This window comes from Rhodopirellula europaea 6C, assembly GCF_000338295.1.
In the GTDB taxonomy this organism is placed as follows: Bacteria; Planctomycetota; Planctomycetia; order Pirellulales; family Pirellulaceae; genus Rhodopirellula; species Rhodopirellula europaea.
In genome coordinates this window covers 20,134-38,906 of sequence record NZ_ANMO01000251.1, presented here as the reverse complement: position 1 = coordinate 38,906, position 18,773 = coordinate 20,134, and the positions used below count along the sequence as shown (strand labels likewise).

At 57.1% G+C, this 18,773-nt stretch carries 14 protein-coding genes and 1 pseudogene; 6 read left to right on the top strand and 9 right to left on the bottom strand.

From position 1 onward, the window contains the following. Positions 1 to 63: 63 nt before the first annotated feature. Both RE6C_RS26510 and RE6C_RS26505 read left to right on the top strand, forming a co-directional pair. The gene (locus RE6C_RS26510; protein WP_008671794.1) at positions 64 to 492 is read left to right on the top strand and encodes a GNAT family N-acetyltransferase; all 429 of its coding nucleotides are present in this window, start codon (positions 64 to 66) and stop codon (positions 490 to 492) included. 1 nt (position 493) lies between these two features. Then, a complete protein-coding gene (locus tag RE6C_RS26505; RefSeq protein ID WP_008661655.1) occupies positions 494 to 1,555 on the top strand; it encodes a M42 family metallopeptidase in 1,062 nt (353 codons plus the stop codon). Between the two features lie 198 nt (positions 1,556 to 1,753). On the opposite strand, the gene RE6C_RS26500 is transcribed toward RE6C_RS26505, so the two are convergent. Then, positions 1,754 to 2,791 carry a nucleoside monophosphate kinase gene (locus tag RE6C_RS26500; RefSeq protein ID WP_008661653.1) on the bottom strand — a complete coding sequence of 346 codons (1,038 nt, stop codon included), beginning with the start codon at positions 2,789 to 2,791 and terminating at the stop codon, positions 1,754 to 1,756. 65 nt (positions 2,792 to 2,856) lie between these two features. Then, a pseudogene (gene alaS / locus RE6C_RS26495) lies at positions 2,857 to 5,693 on the bottom strand (alanine--tRNA ligase). 221 nt (positions 5,694 to 5,914) lie between these two features. On the opposite strand from alaS, the gene RE6C_RS26490 reads away from it, so the two are divergent. The 4 genes from RE6C_RS26490 to RE6C_RS26475 all read left to right on the top strand — a co-directional run bounded on the left by RE6C_RS26490 (position 5,915) and on the right by RE6C_RS26475 (position 10,083). Beyond that, positions 5,915 to 7,021 carry a M24 family metallopeptidase gene (locus RE6C_RS26490; protein WP_008661646.1) on the top strand — a complete coding sequence of 369 codons (1,107 nt, stop codon included), beginning with the start codon at positions 5,915 to 5,917 and terminating at the stop codon, positions 7,019 to 7,021. Between the two features lie 91 nt (positions 7,022 to 7,112). Next, positions 7,113 to 7,616, top strand: a complete 504-nt coding sequence (gene accB, locus RE6C_RS26485; protein WP_008661645.1) for an acetyl-CoA carboxylase biotin carboxyl carrier protein — start codon at positions 7,113 to 7,115, stop codon at positions 7,614 to 7,616. Between the two features lie 3 nt (positions 7,617 to 7,619). Beyond that, positions 7,620 to 8,972, top strand: a complete 1,353-nt coding sequence (accC, locus tag RE6C_RS26480; RefSeq protein WP_008661643.1) for an acetyl-CoA carboxylase biotin carboxylase subunit — start codon at positions 7,620 to 7,622, stop codon at positions 8,970 to 8,972. A gap of 109 nt (positions 8,973 to 9,081) precedes the next feature. Then, complete coding sequence (locus RE6C_RS26475; protein ID WP_008661642.1) at positions 9,082 to 10,083, top strand: NAD-dependent epimerase/dehydratase family protein; 1,002 nt, start codon at positions 9,082 to 9,084, stop codon at positions 10,081 to 10,083. 153 nt (positions 10,084 to 10,236) lie between these two features. Here the strand turns inward: RE6C_RS26475 and RE6C_RS26470 are convergent, their stop codons facing one another. The 7 genes from RE6C_RS26470 to RE6C_RS26435 all read right to left on the bottom strand — a co-directional run bounded on the left by RE6C_RS26470 (position 10,237) and on the right by RE6C_RS26435 (position 18,703). Next, positions 10,237 to 10,743, bottom strand: coding sequence for a hypothetical protein (locus RE6C_RS26470; protein WP_236618544.1), 507 nt, complete (start codon positions 10,741 to 10,743; stop codon positions 10,237 to 10,239). 150 nt (positions 10,744 to 10,893) lie between these two features. Next, positions 10,894 to 12,213, bottom strand: coding sequence for a glycosyltransferase family 87 protein (locus RE6C_RS26465; RefSeq protein ID WP_008661637.1), 1,320 nt, complete (start codon positions 12,211 to 12,213; stop codon positions 10,894 to 10,896). Next, positions 12,213 to 13,844 (bottom strand): 2,3-bisphosphoglycerate-independent phosphoglycerate mutase, encoded by a 1,632-nt coding sequence (gene gpmI / locus RE6C_RS26460; RefSeq protein WP_081605762.1) that lies wholly within the window; start codon positions 13,842 to 13,844, stop codon positions 12,213 to 12,215. Before gpmI ends, RE6C_RS26465 begins: the two co-directional genes overlap by 1 nt. 132 nt (positions 13,845 to 13,976) lie before the next feature. After that, entirely contained in the window at positions 13,977 to 14,360 is a 384-nt protein-coding gene (locus RE6C_RS26455) for a group I truncated hemoglobin (RefSeq protein ID WP_201766890.1), read from the bottom strand. Positions 14,361 to 14,381: 21 nt separating this feature from the next. Continuing rightward, positions 14,382 to 15,299, bottom strand: coding sequence for a sugar phosphate isomerase/epimerase family protein (locus RE6C_RS26450; RefSeq protein WP_008661630.1), 918 nt, complete (start codon positions 15,297 to 15,299; stop codon positions 14,382 to 14,384). A gap of 87 nt (positions 15,300 to 15,386) precedes the next feature. Continuing rightward, a complete protein-coding gene (locus tag RE6C_RS26445; protein WP_008661627.1) occupies positions 15,387 to 17,153 on the bottom strand; it encodes a hypothetical protein in 1,767 nt (588 codons plus the stop codon). Positions 17,154 to 17,692: 539 nt separating this feature from the next. Beyond that, a complete protein-coding gene (locus RE6C_RS26435) occupies positions 17,693 to 18,703 on the bottom strand; it encodes an agmatine deiminase family protein (RefSeq protein WP_236618547.1) in 1,011 nt (336 codons plus the stop codon). Positions 18,704 to 18,773: the final 70 nt, after the last annotated feature.

The following is an 18,773-nucleotide window of genomic DNA, read 5'->3' as shown; positions in this document are numbered from 1 at the left end:
TCTCCCGATCCTGCCCCGATTGTCAACGCGCCACCGGTCTCGCCACCCGGCCAATCGCTGTCAATGGACGAAGTCACCGTGCGGCAATCCACCCCGCTGGACGCCGAAGCCATTCACGCATTGATGCGTCCGTTTGTTTCGCAGCATCTGCTGCTATCGCGGACCGAAGCTGAGATCATCGAATTGACCCGCCACGGGTTCGTGGCAATGGTCGGGCCTCGCTGCATTGGCTTTGCGGCGATCGAGGTCTATAGCCCCAAGCTTGCCGAACTGCAATGCTTGGCCGTGCACCCCGAAGCCCAACGTTTGGGGCTGGGTCGCAAATTGGTCGGTCACTGCATCGAACGAGCACGCACGCTGGGTGTGATGGAGATCCTCGCGATCAGCTCCTCCGAAGACTTCCTCAAATCATGTGGCTTCGATTACTCGTTGCCTGACCAGAAGAAAGCCTTGTTCTGCCAACTCCGTCCTCGCAACTTCGATGACAACTGAAATGCAACCGCTCGAATTTTTCAAGCAATCGATTCTGACGCCCAGCCCCTCCGGTTACGAAGAACCGATCCAAAAACTGATCGGCGAATACCTGAAACCGCACAGCGATGAAGTCTCGATCGATGTGCACGGCAACCTTACCGCGCGAGTCGGCAAAGCCGGGGCCCCGAAACTGATGCTGGCCGGTCACTGCGACCAAATCGGCATGCTGATTTCACACATCGACGAGCAAGGTTTCTTGTACGCCCAAACGATTGGCGGCTGGGACCCACAACAACTGATCGGTCAATCCATGACAGTGTGGACCGACGACGGTCCGGTCTCCGCGGTCATCAGTCGCAAACCGATTCACCTTCTGTCTCAGCAGGAACGCGGCGAGGTCGTCAAGCTCGAACAAATGTGGCTGGACATCGGTGCCAAAGATGGTGACGAAGCCAAATCAAAAGTCCGCATCGGCGACTGCGTGACGCTGAACCTCGCCTACCGAGAATTGCTGGGCGACTTGGTCAGCGGCCCTGGTATGGACAACAAAACCGGGATGTGGACGGTGATCGAAACGGCTCGCCGTTGTGCCACCGCCGATCAAGCGTTGCAGTGCGAACTGCACAGCGTCGCGACCGTGCAGGAAGAGATCGGACTGCGCGGAGCCAAGACCGCTGCGGGACGCATTCAGCCCGATGTGGCCATCGCAGTCGACGTCACGCACGCATCGGATTGCCCGACGATCGACAAGCAGCAACAAGGCGACATCAAGATCGGTGGCGGTCCAGTGATTTTCCGTGGCCCTAACATCAATGCCAAAGTTGCCAAGCGATTGATGCAGTTGGCGGATGACAACGACATCGCGTATCAGCCCGCCGCGCTCGGACGAGCCGCACCGAATGATTCCAACGTGCTGCAAGTTTCCGGCTCAGGCGTCGCGACGGGACTGGTCGCGATTCCCAACCGCTACATGCACTCGGCGGTGGAAACGATTAGCCTCGGTGACATCGAAGCGATCGCGAAACTGCTGACGCTGTTCGCTCAGTCGCTGACACCAGAATGCGATTTCATTCCCGGTTGAACAAACTGCAGCTCGGTGGTCCCCCATTGAGAACGTTGCAGCAAACGAGTTGCGTGACGACAATTAGCGGAGCGGCGCGAGCCGCCCGGTGAGTCAACTGGAAGGTTCACGGTCTGCCGCGACCCTCTCAAACGCCGAGCTGTTGCCAGACTTTTACTCACGGCGGGGGACCGCCGTGGCAAAGTTTTTGGGAACGATCTAGTTCGGGAAGGGTCTCAACCCGAGCAGCATCTCGGCTCGTTCGGACAGCGGTTGGTTTGCCAACGTGCAATCGGTGTGCTCGGACAGTTGCTGGCAGACTTGCTCGTAAACAGCCTGACGACTCCGGCTGGTGTCCAACTCAACACATCGGTTCTGACGTTTAAAAAACTCGACCGTCGGCAACGTTTCTGATTTGAAGGTGTCGAACCTCGACTTCAAACTTTCAAGGTTGTCATCCTGCCGTCCGGTGTACTTGGCCCGAGCCAAAACGCGTTTCTCAAGAACGTCATACGGGCATTCAAAGAACAACATCTTGGGCAACTCTGAATCGCGGCCAAACACCTCGTACCACGCTTCCAGGTTGGACTCGGATCTCGGGAACCCATCGAGCAAGAAATTGCGATTGCCGGTCAGCCGTGTGATCTTTTCCATCGCGTCCCGAAGCAACTTCACCACGATCGTGCTGGGGACCAAATTCCCCGCCGCGATGATCTCCTCAATGGTCGCCGCATGCGGTCCATTGGCTTCGCGTTCGGCACGCAATAAGTCGCCGGTCGACAGATGGACCCAGCCCAGTTGAGACTCGGCCAACTCGCACATCGTCCCTTTGCCAGCACCGGGACCGCCGAGCACAAACACCACGTTGGGTTTGGGGCATGGCAATCGTGGATCGCAGTGATGGATCACAACCTTGGGTGCGGGAGCCACGCCTTTCTTATAGACATGCCAAGGCCGGTCCGTCGGCGGCAACTCATCTTCGCAAGTGATGTCGTAAGCGAGATGCCCATCCAACCGACAAATCCTCCACGACCGATACGTGTTGGAATAAGACAACGCAGGGCTTCGGGCACATTTTCCATCGGCACGGTCCCACGCCATCTTGCCATTCCAATATCCCAAGCTGGAAACAGTGCCCGATTCCGACTCGGCTGGCGGCGCCGTGGAGGGCACAAAGAGCCCGTCCACTTCGGGAAGTCCCGCACCGGTCACCTCGATATAGAACGTATTGGGAGTCAACTCGTTGGATTCATTCATGAGGAGTAAAGCATCCCATCTTCGGTGGCCGTGGCAGGAAATGAAAGGCAGCAAGAGGGGTGCGTTTAGCCCAGCTTCTCGGTCATCGTTTCGCGAGCTTGCTGGAGAGCTTCGGGCAACTTGCTGGCGTCTTTGCCACCGGCTTGGGCCATGTCCGGCCGTCCACCGCCGCTGCCGCCAACAACTTTGGCTGCCGCACCCACCCAGTCACCCGCCTTCAATCCGCGATCGACCAAATCTCGGCTCAATCCACCGACCAGCATGACTTTGTCATTCATCGCCGAAGCCAACAACACCGCTGTCGGCGTGTCGCTCTTCTTACGAATCTGATCGATCCAACCACGCATGATGTTCGGATTGGCACCTGGAGTTTCAGCGACGACCAGCAAGGTGTCGCCGACCTGAGTCCCGTCGGCGATCAAATCGTCCGCCGAGATTTTGCCACCCGCAGTCACCTGTTTCAGTTGCTCAACCAATTTCGATCGATCCGCCAACAACGAATCCAATCGGCCGAGGACATCGGTGATCGCGACGTTCAAACGACGAGTCAAGCCACGAACCGCAGCACGCACCGCGTTGTAGTCGCTGATGTCAGTCGTTTCCGCCTTGGCTGCCTTGGCATCAAAGACAAACTCGGCGGGATAGTCGGCGGCTTTGCCAGATGACAGTTCTTTCTTCAGCCGGCGAACTTCTTCGATCAACGCAACCGTGGCCGCAGCAGCCACCGAAGGATCGCAATTCAGTTTGCCAGCCACCTCGTTCAGCAACGCTTGAGTTTGTTCGCGGTGCTCCTTGGCTCGATCGCCCGTCAAAGCTTCGATGCGGCGAGTTCCCGTGGAAACACTTTCTTCGACGACGACCTCAAACGAGCCGACTTGTTTCGTGTTGGTCAGGTGAGTCCCGCCACACAATTCGCGACTGAACGTTCCCATCGAAACCATGCGACATGGGTCGGGATATTTTTCACCAAACAACATCATCGCACCGGCTTCGCGAGCATCGGCGAGCGACACGGTGTCCCAGCGAATTTCATCGCCTTTGCCGACCATGCTCAGAACGTCTTGTTCGATCTTGACCAGCGTCTCGTCGTCGATGGCCTTGGGATTGGTGAAGTCAAATCGCAAGCGATCCGGTTCGACCTTGCTGCCCTGCTGCTCGGCGTGCCGTCCAACATGTGTGTGCAAAGCGTGGTGCAGAATGTGAGTCGCACTGTGGGCTCGTGCGAGCGCCGTACGGTTCTCGACATCCACTTTTGCCGTGCACGTTTCGCCTTCGTTGATCTTGCCACGAGTCAAGCGACCGTGGTGGACGATCAGCGAAGCGTGTCGCTGAGTGTCGATGACTTCGAATTCAAAGTTGTCGTTGGAGATCACGCCGATGTCGCCAACTTGGCCGCCCGATTCACCGTAAAATGGCGAGTGATCGAGCACCAATCGCAAGATCGCGTCACCAGGACGATCGAGATGACTGAGCAGTTGCCCATCATCGCCCTTGCCTTTGCCGTCGCCGGTGATGATGCCTTTGACGACCGCGCTGGCTTCCGTCTGTTCGTAACCGACAAATGGCGTTTCTCGCAAAGCCTCTTTCAGCGTTTCCAGCGGTCCGGTTTGGAACAGCACACGTTGCCCGCCATCGCTTTCGTCAGCGTGTTTGTCCATCGCTTCGCGAAAACCGGACCAATCGAACGTGAAGTTCTGCTCGGCGGCCAACGTTTGAACCAACTCAGGCGGCACGCCATACGTGGTCAGCAAATCAGCGGCTTCGGCACCGGGAACCATCACGGATGCTTCGTCGTTCATTTCTTCGAACAAACGATGGATACGTTTCATCCCGCCATCAATCGTTGAGAAGAACGCTTTCTCTTCCGATTCGATCGCTTCGCTGACACGCTGAGTCGTTTGGCCGAGTTCTGGATAAGCGGCTTTGGATGCATCCGCAACGGCTTCGACCAACTTGTACAAGAAGGGCTCGCGGAGATTCATTTGATAACCGTCCAGCACCGCGCGACGGATCAAGCGGCGGATGACCGAGCGAGCGTCTTTGGGACCGGGATACACGTTTTCATGAACTGCGAAAACGCTGGCTCGTGCGTGGTCGGTGATCCGACGCAAGCGTCTGCCGTTGTCGCTCTCGTATTCGTACTTCACGCCGCAGACTTCCGACGCCGCTTCGACGATCGGGAACAGGCTGTCGATGTGGAAGTTGGTCGGCACTCCCTGCAGAACGCTGGCGGTTCGTTCCAGCCCCATGCCGGTGTCGATGTTCTTGCTGGGCAGTGGATGCAAGTTGTCCGGAGGCGTGCCGACGCGATTGAACTGGGTGAACACCAAGTTCCAAATTTCGACGTCGCTGCCGTCTTCCAGTTGGTAATAGATTTCGCTGCAGGGGCCGCAGACTCCGTCCGGGCCTTCGCTGGGTGCCGACGCGGGCCAGAAATTTTCGTCTTCGTCCATCCGAGTGATGCGTTGGGTTGGCAATCCGATCTTGTCGTGCCAAATGCCGAACGCTTCGTCGTCGTCTTTGTAAACGGTGACCGTCAGTCGCTCGCCGGGAATGCCCAGCCACTTCTTGTCGGTCAAAAATTCCCAAGCCCAGTGGATGGCTTCTTCTTTGAAGTAATCACCGAACGAGAAATTGCCCAACATTTCAAAGAACGTGTGGTGGAACGCGGTTCGACCGACGTTGTCGATGTCACCAGTTCGCAAGCATTTCTGACAGGTGGTCGCGCGAGTGAAGTCCAGCTTGACCTTTCCCAGGAAGTGGTCTTTGAACTGGTTCATCCCCGCGGGAGTGAACAAAACCGATGGATCCCAAGCCGGAACGAGCACGTCGCTGGGTTGGCGGACGCAACCTTTGGTCTCAAAGAACGCCAAGTATTTTCGCGCAGTTCGTCAGTTTTCATCAGGATGTGCGGGTGGATTCAACAAGGAAGAGATCGGGGATTGAGCCACGGGGGCTCGCGTTCCATCGCCGGCATGATATCAGTCGATGCCCAACGGGTGACAGGTGCCGAATTTCGGCCCACAATGCCGGCCGCCAAATGGCAACCGACGAGCTTTTCTGGCCAGATGAAATGATCCGCCGCGAAACGCCAACTCAACTTCACCACTGGATATCGACTTCATGACTCAGCGTATTGAACGACTTGTGCAATCCATCGCCGAATCGGGCCAGCAGATGGATGCGATTCTGATCTGCAGCGAAGTCAACGTGCGATATCTCAGCGGATTCACCGGAGACAGCACCTGGTTGTTGGTCCGTCCCGACGGCAAAGCCACCTTGTTGTCCGATCGCCGCTACGAAACGCAAATCGCCGATGAATGCCCGACTCTGGAAAGTGCCATTCGGCCACCCAGCCAGACTTTGGTGGCCTTGCTGGCCGAGTATTTGGCTGATTCGTCGCTGAAAACAATCGGTTTCGAGGCCGATCACGTGCAAGTTTCCACGCTGCACCAGTGGAAAGAACAAATCAAATCCGTTGAATGGACTCAAACATCCGGGTTGGTCGAAACGCTGCGCTCCATCAAAGACGCCGACGAATTGGCGACGATCCGGCGAGCCATTTCGATTGCTGAGCGAAGTTTTCTCAGCGTCACCAACAAACTGACGCCGCAAACCACCGAACTGCAAATCGCTCACGAATTGGAAGCGACCATGCGAAGCCTGGGGGCCTCCGGCGTTGCCTTTGATGTGATCGCGGGTGCCGAACCCAATGGTGCCCTGCCCCACTATCATCCGCACGACATCGCTTTGGCGGATTGCCGCACCTTGCTCATCGACTGGGGGGCTCGCGTCGACGGGTATTGCAGCGATTTGACTCGAACGCTGCACAAAGCTGACGTGCGTTCAGCAACTTCCGATCGATTTGAAGCCGCCTACCAAGCGGTTTTGGAATCCCAAGAAGCCGCGATTTCAGCCATTCGAGATGGCGTGGAAGCCATCGAAGTCGACCGGGCAGCTCGCCAGGTCCTTCAAAAAGCGGGCTTGGGCGACGCCTTCAAACACGGCCTCGGACACAGTTTTGGCTTGGAAATTCACGAGGATCCACGCATGGGTCCGATGTCGACCGACGTGCTCCGCGAGGGGATGGTTCTCACCGTGGAACCTGGCGTGTATTTCGAGGGAGAATTCGGGATTCGCATCGAAGATGACATCCTCGTCACCGCCGATGGATTTGAACGACTGAGCACCCTTCCGAAGGGTCTCGATGATTGTCGTCTTGTTGTGTAAAACGTTGCGAACTTAATCTTCAATCAGAAAAGGTTGATCGGGTCCGATCTGGATTCGAAAAACATTGGACTTTGCAGGTATCGGACTTCGTATGAAATCGGAAACACCCGACGGCGGGGATGTGTTTGACATCGATCGGATTCGCCAGATCGTCGAGTTGATGGAGCAACACGAACTGAACGAAGTGGACCTGCAACAAGGCGATGATCGCATCAAATTGACGCGTGGCGGCACGGCTCCGGCCATGATTCCCGCTCCCGTTGCGGCAGCCCCTGTCGCGGCCGCTCCCGCTGCACCCGCCGCCGCTCCTGCAGCTGCGTCCGGTGGCGATGCTCCAGCCGACACGGCCGGTACCATCACGATCAATTCGCCGATGGTGGGCACGTTCTATTCCAAGGCCAACCCGGAATCCCCACCGTTTGTTCAGGTCGGTGATGTCGTCGGCGAAGACACCGTGGTGTGCATCGTCGAAGCCATGAAGGTCTTCAACGAAATTCCCGCCGAATGCCGCGGAAAGATCGTTGAAGTGCTCGTCGGCGATCAACAAGCCGTCGATTTCGGCAAACCTTTGTTCCGCGTCCAGGTGGACGGCTGATCCATGTTCGAACGTATTTTGATCGCCAACCGAGGCGAGATTGCGCTGCGTGTGATTCGCGCATGCCGTGAAATGGGCATCGAGTCGGTCGCCGTCTACAGCGAAGCCGACAAAGACTCCATGCACGTCAAGCTGGCGGACCATGCCTACTGCGTCGGGACAAATCGCAGTGCGGACAGCTACTTGAAAATCGATCGCATCATCGCCACGGCAGAAGTCGCCGGCGTTGATGCCATCCACCCTGGCTACGGCTTCCTGGCGGAAAACGCTCAATTCAACGAGCAATGCCGAAGCAGCGGCTTCGAATTCATCGGCCCCTCGCCAACCGCGATGGACAAACTGGGCGACAAGAACACCGCTCGCTCCATGGCAATCGCTCAAAACGTCCCGGTCGTTCCCGGCAGTGACGGGTTGATCACGGACTTCGATCGAGCCATCGACACCGCCAAGGAAATTGGCTTTCCCGTGCTAATCAAAGCCACCGCCGGTGGTGGTGGCAAAGGCATGCGGGTCGCCGAGACCGAAGATGTCCTCAAGAGCCAACTCGAAGCGGCTCGCAACGAAGCCATCGCAGCCTTCGGCAACGGCGGCGTGTACCTGGAGAAATTCATTCAGCAGCCACGCCACATTGAAGTCCAAGTCATCGCGGACACGCACGGCAACGTCTGCCACCTGTTCGAACGTGACTGCAGCGTCCAACGACGACACCAAAAACTCGTCGAAGAAGCCCCCAGCCCCGACCTGCCGCAAGACCGCCGCGAAGCGATCTGCGACGCCGCTGTGCGAATGATCGCCGGTGCGGACTACGCCGGTGCGGGAACCGTCGAGTTCATCGTCGACAAGGACTACAACTTCTACTTCATCGAAGTCAACGCGCGAATCCAAGTCGAACACCCGGTCTCCGAAATGATCACCGGCGTCGACCTGATCCAAGAGCAAATTCGCGTCGCCGCGGGACTGCCGCTGTCCTTCCGTCAAGAAGAACTGACATGCACGGGCCACGCGATCGAGTGCCGTCTCAACGCGGAAGATCCAACGAAGAACTTCCAACCTTGTCCCGGCAAAATTGAGTCGATGTTTGTGCCTGGCGGCATGGGCGTTCGATTCGATTCGCATGTGAAGTCCGGCTACGTGGTTCCGCCCTACTACGATTCGATGATCGGCAAACTGATCGTCCATCGTCCCACGCGAGAACAAGCCATCGCGACGATGCTGCGTGCCTTGAAAGAGCTGCAGGTCGAAGGGATCACCACGACCGTTGGATTCCACAACTGGATCCTGCAGAATGAAGCCTTTGTGAGCGGCACGGTGGACACCAAGTTCGTCGACCGGAACTACAAAGGCCAAACGTCTTAAGAATCTTAGCGGCAGGGCGCGAGCCCTCCGGTTCCACGGCACCGGACGGCTTGCGCCGTTCCGCTAAAACTCTGCCACTCCTGATTCCGTTGGTCCCCAAGGAATAACCATGCGAGTCTTTGTGACTGGCGGCACTGGCTTGCTAGGCAACACGATCCTTCGCCAACTGTCGGGCGCCGGTCACGACTTAATCGCGCTGGTACGAGGCGAACCCGACTCGCAAGTCTTCGATGGGATCCACACTCAGTTCGCTCACGGCGATCTGCAGGACAAGACCGCGATCGAAAATGCGGTGGCTGACTGCGATGCGGTCATTCACTCCGCCGGCATGATCCACCTGGGTTGGAAACGCCTCGACGACAGCATGGCCGTCAACCGCGACGGCACCCGAACCATCGTCAATGCCTGCCTGCATCACGATTGCAAACTCGTTCACGTTGGCACCGTCAACACGCTCGGTATCGCGGACCGCAACGGCGTGGCGAACGAAGACACCCCGCTGGACCACGCCGGCGGGCAAATCCCGTGCAGCTACGTCCTCAGCAAACGAGCCGGCAATGAAGTCGTTTTGCAGGGCGTCCAAGATGGCCTGAAAGCCGTCTTGGTTCACCCGGGGTTCATGCTCGGTCCCTGGGATTGGAAACCCAGCAGCGGGCGAATGTTGCTGGAAGTCAGCAAAGCCTGGCGTCCGCTTTCGCCTTCAGGCGGCAACAGCACCTGCGATTCCCGCGACGTGGCCGCCGCCACCATCCGCGCCGCGGAAAAGCTGCTTGCCAACGAAATCCCATCGGGCCGACAATACATTTTGGCCGGTCACAACATGCGTTATCTCGAACTTTGGAAGGCGATGACCGAGGCGATGAGAGCCCGCCAGCCCATCATGCGAGCCGGACCGGCTCAGCGATGGATCGCAGGACTCGCCGGCGACGTGGTCGGCAAACTGCTGCCACACGAAGTTGACTTCAACAGCGCCGCCGTGGGCATGTCGAGCCAATACCACTACTACGACAGCTCGCGAGCCCAAAGCGAACTCGACTACAAAATCCGCCCCTTCGAAGAAAGCCTCACCGACGCGGCCAACTGGATCCGCCAGCACCACCTCGGCAACTAAGCCGACGATTCACCGAGACTTGGCGAGATTACTAACGAAACGACGCCAAGCCGCGAGTTCGCAAAGAGTTCCAAACAACGCCACGCGTCTCCGCGACTTAGCGTCTTTGCGTTCAATCGCCAACCAAGCGAACACCTTGGTCCAAGACAGCGATCACTCCAGGGTGATCACATCCTTGGTCACTTTCATGATCATCACCGCTCGTTTGCCATCATCAGCGTGAGTGGGCAATCCCGTTCGTGAGTCAGCCGCCCCAACTAGGAACCACTTTCCAACCGGTGCTCTGACAGTGGTCGCGATGGTCATGCCCGATTGTGGCTGCGTCCTAAACTCGACCTGAGCCTGAACTTCACCCGACTCCGTCGTGTTTAGAAACCGCACCTGGCACTGCAATTGACCGTAGCGCGAGCCACCGTCCACACGAGCGTCCAATCCAACCGTGACGGATGCCATCGCGCTGCCCGCAGGAACCAATCGGCCAAATCCAACCGTCGTCAATGCCTCGCGCGCGGGCCCCGCATATTCAATCCGGTTCGCGTCGTCGGATTCGATCAACCACAACGCCTGAAAAGAAACATCCTTGATCGGACCCGATCGACCAGCGGCAACCTCCTGCTGCGCAACCACTTCTTGGGCGTCCATCGCGGAAAACAGTGCCACCGGAACTGCAGCAAGAACAAGCGGAGCAAAACGCGAGCGGACGCAAGAAAGGAATCGATCGAGCATTTGAGCGAATCTCAACAAGGGGGAGATGTTCCATGAACAAACTTTGGACGAATGCATTCCCCCAAAGTTCCATCCCAATCTAGCTCACTCGACGTTCCCACTGACCTGATTCTTCTCGTCGGCTTGCTTTCGATACGCGATCCAACACAGGATCACCAACGAAATCGCCAAGCAAACCCCATTGAGGCTGGTGAAGATTCTCACCATGACCTCGGTCAATTCGAACCGCAACAAGAACGTTCGCGTCGACAAATAATTGAGTGCCGGAAACGCCATCAAGGCACACAAAACCCAACGAAGTTTAGGCGAGACACTCGCCCAACCGTCCAGCCTCGCCATCCAAGCCCCGGCAACGGGCGCGATCATCAGCAGCGAGTCGTACGACTGATGGTACAAACTGACCAATAAAGCGGTCAGCAAAACGCCACCGGTCACGCCAGCAATCCCGTCGTCCTCGCCCCGTCGGGCTCGCACAAACAGAACCCACATCGGGACAATCAACAGCGCCGCCATCGCCAGAATATGCGGCAGATCCCCCGGGTCTTCCCCTCGCCATTTCGCGATGATCGCAAACAGATCAAGCCGTGTCCAAGAATACACGGGAGACTCGTCGTCCATCGAACGGTGAACTTCCTGCGTGTCGACAATCTGCTGCTGCAGGATCGAAACACCCGCTGCAACATCGCCGTCACCTTCGTGGTGAGCGACCCAAGCCAGCGGCAACGCGGCGCCAGCGATGCTGAGCACAGCACCGACGATCAATGCTCGCCAATTGCCGCGAGCCAGCATCAGGAACCCGAGCGGCAAGATATAAGTTGGCTTGGCCGAGACCACCAACAACGCACACGCCGCCCGAACGGGCCGGCGATCAGCCCAAACGACTGACAAAAACGTTGCCAACACCAACTGAAAAGTGAAGTAGCCGTTGAACAATGTGATGTGACCACCGCGACTGTAAACCATCGCCATGGCAATGCAGAGCACCGCGTCATATCGCTTTGGGTACCCCGCTTCACGAGCCACCAAAATTGCGATCGCCGCCAGCAGAAACAGTTGCAGAATCACATTCAACACTTCGCCAACATGCAGCGGCAGCAACGCCAGCGGCGCGTGCATCAACAGAATCACTGGCGAAAAGAATGGGATCTGTCTCGCGACCGGATACTTCGCGGCGTAAGCATCGCTATACGGACTTTCCCCCGCCAACACTGCTCGCGTTGGAAAATAGATTCCGTTGTGAAAATCACACAGCCCTTGATTCTCAGGATCAAAAGGGCCTGGCGTCTGATAGTCCACGACAATGCGTGAGAACGTCGCAATCAAACCCACCGACAATAACGTGGCAGCGATGATCGCGACGGCTCGATTCCCGACGGTCCAACCTTCCCGCGGGGCAGCCGACATCAGGCGGTCTGTGTTTCCATGAGTGGACGGCCGGTCATTTCAGGCGGCACTTCCAAACCCATCAGAGCCAAAACGGTTGGTGCGATGTCAGCCAAACGACCACCTTCGCGAAGCGGTTTGCCAACGAACTCGGGATCCACCACGATCAAAGGAACTTGATAAGTCGTGTGCGCCGTGTGAGGCCCGCCGGTTTCCGGATCGATCATTTGCTCGCAGTTGCCGTGGTCAGCAGTCACAACCAATGATCCGCCAGCAGCCAAAGTCGCATCAACAACCCGGCCAACACAAGCATCCACTTTTTCAACCGCTTTGATCGCTGCGTTCAAGACACCGGTGTGCCCGACCATGTCACCGTTGGCATAGTTAACGATGATCATGTCACACATGCCCGATTTGATTTGCTCGAGCACCTTTTCGGTGATGTCTTCGGCAGACATCTCAGGCTTTTGATCGTAGGTGGAAACATCGCGTGGCGAAGGAGCCATGCCCCACTCTTCTTCATCAAAAGGATTGTCTCGATAGTCGTTGAAGAAGAACGTCACGTGCGGGTACTTCTCGGTTTCCGCACAACGGAATTGGTGCAGTCCCTTGGAAGCAACGTACTCGCCAAGGATGTTCGGCATCTTGGCGGGCTTCTCGAAGATCACTTTGACCGGCAACCCGGTTTCGTATCCCGTCATCGTCGCGAAATACAAATTGTCGATCTTCTCACCACGATCGAATCCGCCGCCGGGGATGTCCTTCCATGCCGCATCGTCGAACGTGAACGCCTTGGTGATTTCGCGTGTACGGTCGCCACGGTAGTTCATGAACAACACAGCATCGCCAGGCTGAACCGTGATGGGCGATCCGCCTCCTGCGACGATGGACGAAGCGGTGATGAACTCGTCGCCATCACGGCTACTTTCAGTTGGATTCGTGTAGTAGCTTTCAATTGCGGCACTGGCACTCGGGAAGGTTTGCCCCGTGCCCTGTGTCATCAACTTGTACGCTGCCTCGACTCGTTCCCAACGAAGGTCACGGTCCATGGCGTAAAAACGCCCGATCACGGAAGCGACGACGCCGACACCAGAAGCTTCGCAGTGGTCAGTCAATTGCGAAACAAACTTCAGCCCGCCACGAGGCGATGTGTCACGGCCATCAGTGATTGCGTGAATCGCCAATTGGTCGCCCGTCAAACCGTTCCGTCTCGCCAGATCAATCACGGCGATCCCGTGCTGCAAATCGCTGTGCACTCGGCCATCGGACATCAGTCCCAACAAATGCAGCCGCCCGCCATTTTTCTTGACGTGCTCGATTGCACCGGTGACAACCGGGTTGCTGAAGAACGACTCGTCCCGAATCGCTCGAGTGATTCGCATGACCTCTTGGTCAACGATCCGTCCGGCACCAATGTTTTGGTGACCAACTTCGCTGTTCCCCATCACACCGGCGGGCAATCCAACGTCTTCACCAGACGTATGAATCAGCACACTGGGATACTCTTGAGTCAGCTTGTCATCCACTGGCGTGCTGGCCAAATGAACGGCATTGGACTCGTTCCATTTTGGATCAGGATTTTGGCCCCAACCATCACGAACGATCAAAACAACGGGACGACGACGGGTGGCAGTCATGAAAGTCAAAACCAAAGAATGTGCGTAACAGGAACGATCCCAGTCGAATGTTCACGCCAAGGATCGGAGCCCCGTGCGGCAGGAACCAACACGGGCCAGGATCAACCAATCGCAAACGATGAATGCATCAAGCTTGGCGACGACAGATTAGCCGTCGACGTTTGACGAACCAGTGATTTTGTCACTGTACATCGCCAATTTGCCGAGCACTTGATCGATGGCATGTGACGACACGTTGTTTGCTTCCAACGCATCGGTCAAGTGGCCACAGAATTTGGAGAAATGGACTCCGGTGATCCCACGGCCGGCATGAACTTTGGTCAGGTCCGCGCCGGTGTACTGAATATCACCGGAAGTGATTGAAGCGATGAACTCGGTTTGCATCCGAGCCAGCTTTTCCATCGGGACCCCATCAAAGAAGTGAGTCAACTCTGGATCCGCAAGAACCCGAACGTACATCTCGTCGACAACACGACGGACGCCATCCATTCCTCCGAGCTGGCCCAGTAAGTCGGGTTCGGATTGACTCATGATGGAAAATCTCCAGTCAGATTACATAGGGGTCGGTTCGTAAGGAATGTCTTCGATCAAATCCATGGGCAAAGGAGCCACGGTCATGCCGGCTTCCTTGCAGATTCCATCGATCGCTTCTTGAGACTTTTGCACCAAGAATTCGCGAGTCTGTCCTTTGTACTGTGACGTCGAAGCCGTGGGGCTCATCGGGCCACTGAAGTTCGTCTCGTTCAGGTGGCTGACGACCTTCACGTGATCCAAAGTCATGCCATTCAGTTCAGGAAGCAAACGATCGGTCGACTTAACAGTTGCCAAGTCAGCTTCTTCAGGAACGGAACCGAGACGCAGAGCAACGATCTTTTCGCCCGAGATTTCGCTGAGCTGATCCATCGCACCGTCGCCGACAACCCAATCCCAGGTATCGATGACATAGCCAACGTTGTCGTTTGGCACGGCGTCGACCAACGCACGGAAGGTTTCGACGTTGTTGACGAAGGTGAACTCTTTGCCTTCCAACAACTCAGCACCGGCACGGAAGCCAATTCCGAGTTTGATTTCGCGTTGTCCCAAGACGTCAGCGATTTGCCCCAAACGGTTGCGTTGGACGTCGAAGAACTCGTTGAACGGCAAACGATTCGTTGCCGCGGGAACACGAATCAACGCACGCTCGGCACCCAATTGCTGAGCGATTTCGCCGAGCGGGTGCAGTTGAGCAACGGCTGCGGTGAAAGTGTCATCGTCCGAGTCCAGATCGATTGCCAATTGGAACGAGCCGATCTTGATTTCCGAAGCCTTCAGATACTTCGAAGCGTCGTCAAACGAAGTTCGTTGCGAACGACGAAGCATGTCGTGCATGTCGACGTCCATGCCACGGAAGGCGTAGGTCAGGGCCAGTTCGATCAACTCGCTTTGACGACCGTTGATGCCGAGTGCGGAAGGACAGAAGTTTTTAAACATGGTGATTCCTTGATTGATTTGCTTGGATTGTTTTGGATGGTTTTACGGTTGGGACAATGAATGCGGCGACCAACGCCGCAATCAGCATCAACGACGACGGCCGCGAGAATTTCCGCCGCCTGATTGACCGCGACCTCCGCGTGGAGGCTGAGTCTTACGACCCTTCAAATTGCTGTCGACAATCTGATTGACGATTTCGTCCCAAGTCGGAACATCTGGATCTTTCTTGCGAGAATCCTTGCGTTCGCCGCGACGTCCACGTGACGAAGATCGCTCGCCATCGCGGGCTGAGCCGCCGGAACGCTCTGAACCACTCGAACGATCTGAACCGCCATCTCGCGAAGAACCGCCCGAGCGTTCTCGGTCATTGTCCCGATCACGATTACGGCCACCGCGAGATCGCGAACGACCTCGAGATCGAGGCTCTTTTTCGCTGGCCGCTTCTTCGGGTTCGGTATCGACCGAATCGTCATCATCGGCAAATGCGAATCGTGGTAACTCGTCGTCAAATGAGTCGTCATCTTTGTCGGATTCCGAACCGCGACCACCGCGAGCCTTCACTTCGGAAGAATCACGCTCTTCGCGTCCGCGTCCGCCGCGTCGACGACCACCGCGACGCGAACGTCGACGGCCCGCTCGGGGTTCGCCATCATCTGAATCTTCTTGCGATCGCTTGGAGTCTCGGTCCGCAACGGGCTCATCAACCGAGCCATCGTCGACGAACAAGTCGGCCGCGAAGGAATCGTCGTTGGATTCCAGATCGGAATCATCCCAAGCTTTGGCGCGAGTCTCTTCACGCCCACCGGAGCGACTTCGCTCACCACGTTTGGACTTTGACCGTTCCGAACCGGACCGATCCGAATCGGTTCGATCTGCTTTCGGGCGATCTTCTGCACCGCGATCGGAATCCGATCGTTCGCCACGTCGTCCACCACGACGTCGACGACGCCCGCGAGTTTCGGACGAATCGGAATCAGATTCTTCGCGTTCACCGCGAGGCGATTCCGATCGGGCTTCTACAACAACGTCCGACTCGGACATTTTTTGACGTTGACCGCGACGGCCACCACGCCCTCCGCTCGCTGGCGATGAGCTTGAAGGCTTCGATTCACCGGAGTCGTCCTGTGAATCGTCGGCGTCACGACCTCGTCGCCCGCGTCCGCCACGTCCTCGGCCGCCCGCGTTCCGATCTCGACCGGACTTAGCGGCGGGAACTTGATCGTCTTCGTCAACCGAATCAGTTTCGTCGACCGAATCTGCATCCCAACCGGCGATTTCAACGGTATCGGATGCGATCAGATCGGACTCATCATCGAAGGCTTCCACGTCAGAAGTATCTTCGTCATCTGAGTCGTCGCTACCGAGCAAACCGCTAGCGAACCCGCCACCGCCACCTTTCTTGCGTGGAGGCTCGCCCAGATCAGGGCTGCCACGGTGCTTGCGATCGCGTTTGGAAGCGGGAGATTCGTCTCCACCCGTTTTCAGTTGCGATTCTCGCTTGAAGATTTTGTTTTCGGCCACACCGAATCCGGATGGGGCTTCGCCTGCGTCGTCGTCCTCATCGGCGACGCCAAAACCTGGCAACTTAGGCGGTGGCTTGACGGCGGCGAGTGCCTGCAGCACGTCATCGGCGCCTTCGTCGTCGCTCGAGAAAGCAGAGGCTTTCTTGGGTGCGGTTTCCGAAGTTTCTTTTTGCTCTGGCGCTGCGTCAGATTCCTTGTCTTTCGATTCGCAGGATTCCGCGACGGGCTCAGGTTCAGCAGCAGGTTTTTCAGGTTCGACTTTGGCGGCGGGGCGATCCGGCGGCTTGGGTGTCCCCAACAAACTCGCGAGGATATTCCAATTGTCTGGCATGTGGTTTCCAATGCGACGCCAACCAGCGAATCGATGGAGCCGATCAAAAATGGCTCGGGATGCGTTAGCTAGGCGTCGACAAAAAGTGTGCAATGATCTGAACTGGCTTCAATCGCGGCGTGGACTCTGCCTGCGTGCAGGAAACCGGTTCGTGGGCCGACCGACATCGATTGATCGGGCTCCGCTCCCCATCTCTGACACCCTTTTCTCTACAAGAGTGTCCCTGTGATACCCGAATTTTCTCGAGCAATTTTGCAATGGGGCGGCGAGGCATCGCGGCGTGCGCGGCATCAATGGACGATCCGTCGGATTGTCAAGCCGCTAGGTATAACGTTCGGACGATTTTCGCCCAAGGGTGAATCAACGTCCCCAGCCCGATTTCGAAGGTTTCGAACCGAATTCACAGCCCCGGCGAACTGAAAACCGCCATCCGCAGCGTCATCGATCGCCAACCCGTCCATCCTGCGGATCGCTCAACCAATTTCTCGCCCCCCAGCTTTCTCGCTCAATGAACCGGGCGAACAGAGAACTGCACCAACTCAGCCGTCAGATCCCTCGGCCGCGGACGACCTCACGACAGCCGGCTCGTGGCAACTGGCACAGTGCAACGCACCCAGCCCCCAAGCGATGTCGAAGCAATCCACCCCGACAACCTCAACGCCGGGGCACAATTCGCGAAGCAACGCCAAAGCGTGCTGATCGCTATCCGGCGATCGAAACGTTGGCACCAGCATCCGATCCATTCCCAACCGCAAGAAATTGCAGTAACTCTGCGGCACCGCGGCGCCATCCACTTTCCGGGGTGGCGGAGTCGGCAACCGGTGGATCGTCACCGCCGTTTCCGTCTGCCTCGACCACAGACGCAACTTTCGGTAATTGGCCTCCAAACCCGGGTAGTTCTCGTCGTCTTCGGAACTGGCAACCGCACAAACAACGTTTTCGAGGTCCAAAAACCGTGCGATTTGATCGATGTGGCCGTCAGTGTCATCGCCCGCGGGAGCACCGCCGTCGATCCAAACAATTTCTTCCACGCCGAGACATTGATTCAGTCGCTGCGAGACCTGCTCTTTCGAAACGCCAGGATTGCGAGCCGGATCGAGCAGACATCCCGGATTCACGAGTAACCGCCCTGCCCCGTCGGTCTCCAACGCCCCGCCTTCCATGGTCAAACCGCCGTCCAAACGTTTCAAACCAGCGATTTTCGCAATTTCCGCACCTGCGGCCGCATCCGAATCAAAGGGCTCGTACTTTCCACCCCAAGCGTTGAAACGCCAATCGACGGCAATTTTTTCACAATCAGGGCCGAAAACGAACGTCGGACCGTAGTCGCGAATCCAACAGTCATTGGTCGGGATATCAACGAGTCGCAGTGAATCGCTCTCAACCAACCCAATTTCCTGCAGATGCCTGCGACAATCCTCTGCGACCAAACCGGCTGCCAGAATTCGCACGGGAGTGGACTCGTGGATCGCACGGACAAACCGAGCAAAAGCGGCCGGCACAGGCTCAAAATGACCCGGCCAGGTTTCTCGGTTGTGCGGCCAAGCCAGCCAAACAGCCTCACAAGGCTCCCATTCGGCGGGAAAGCGGTAGCTACGAGGAGGTGACGCGCCAGCTGCA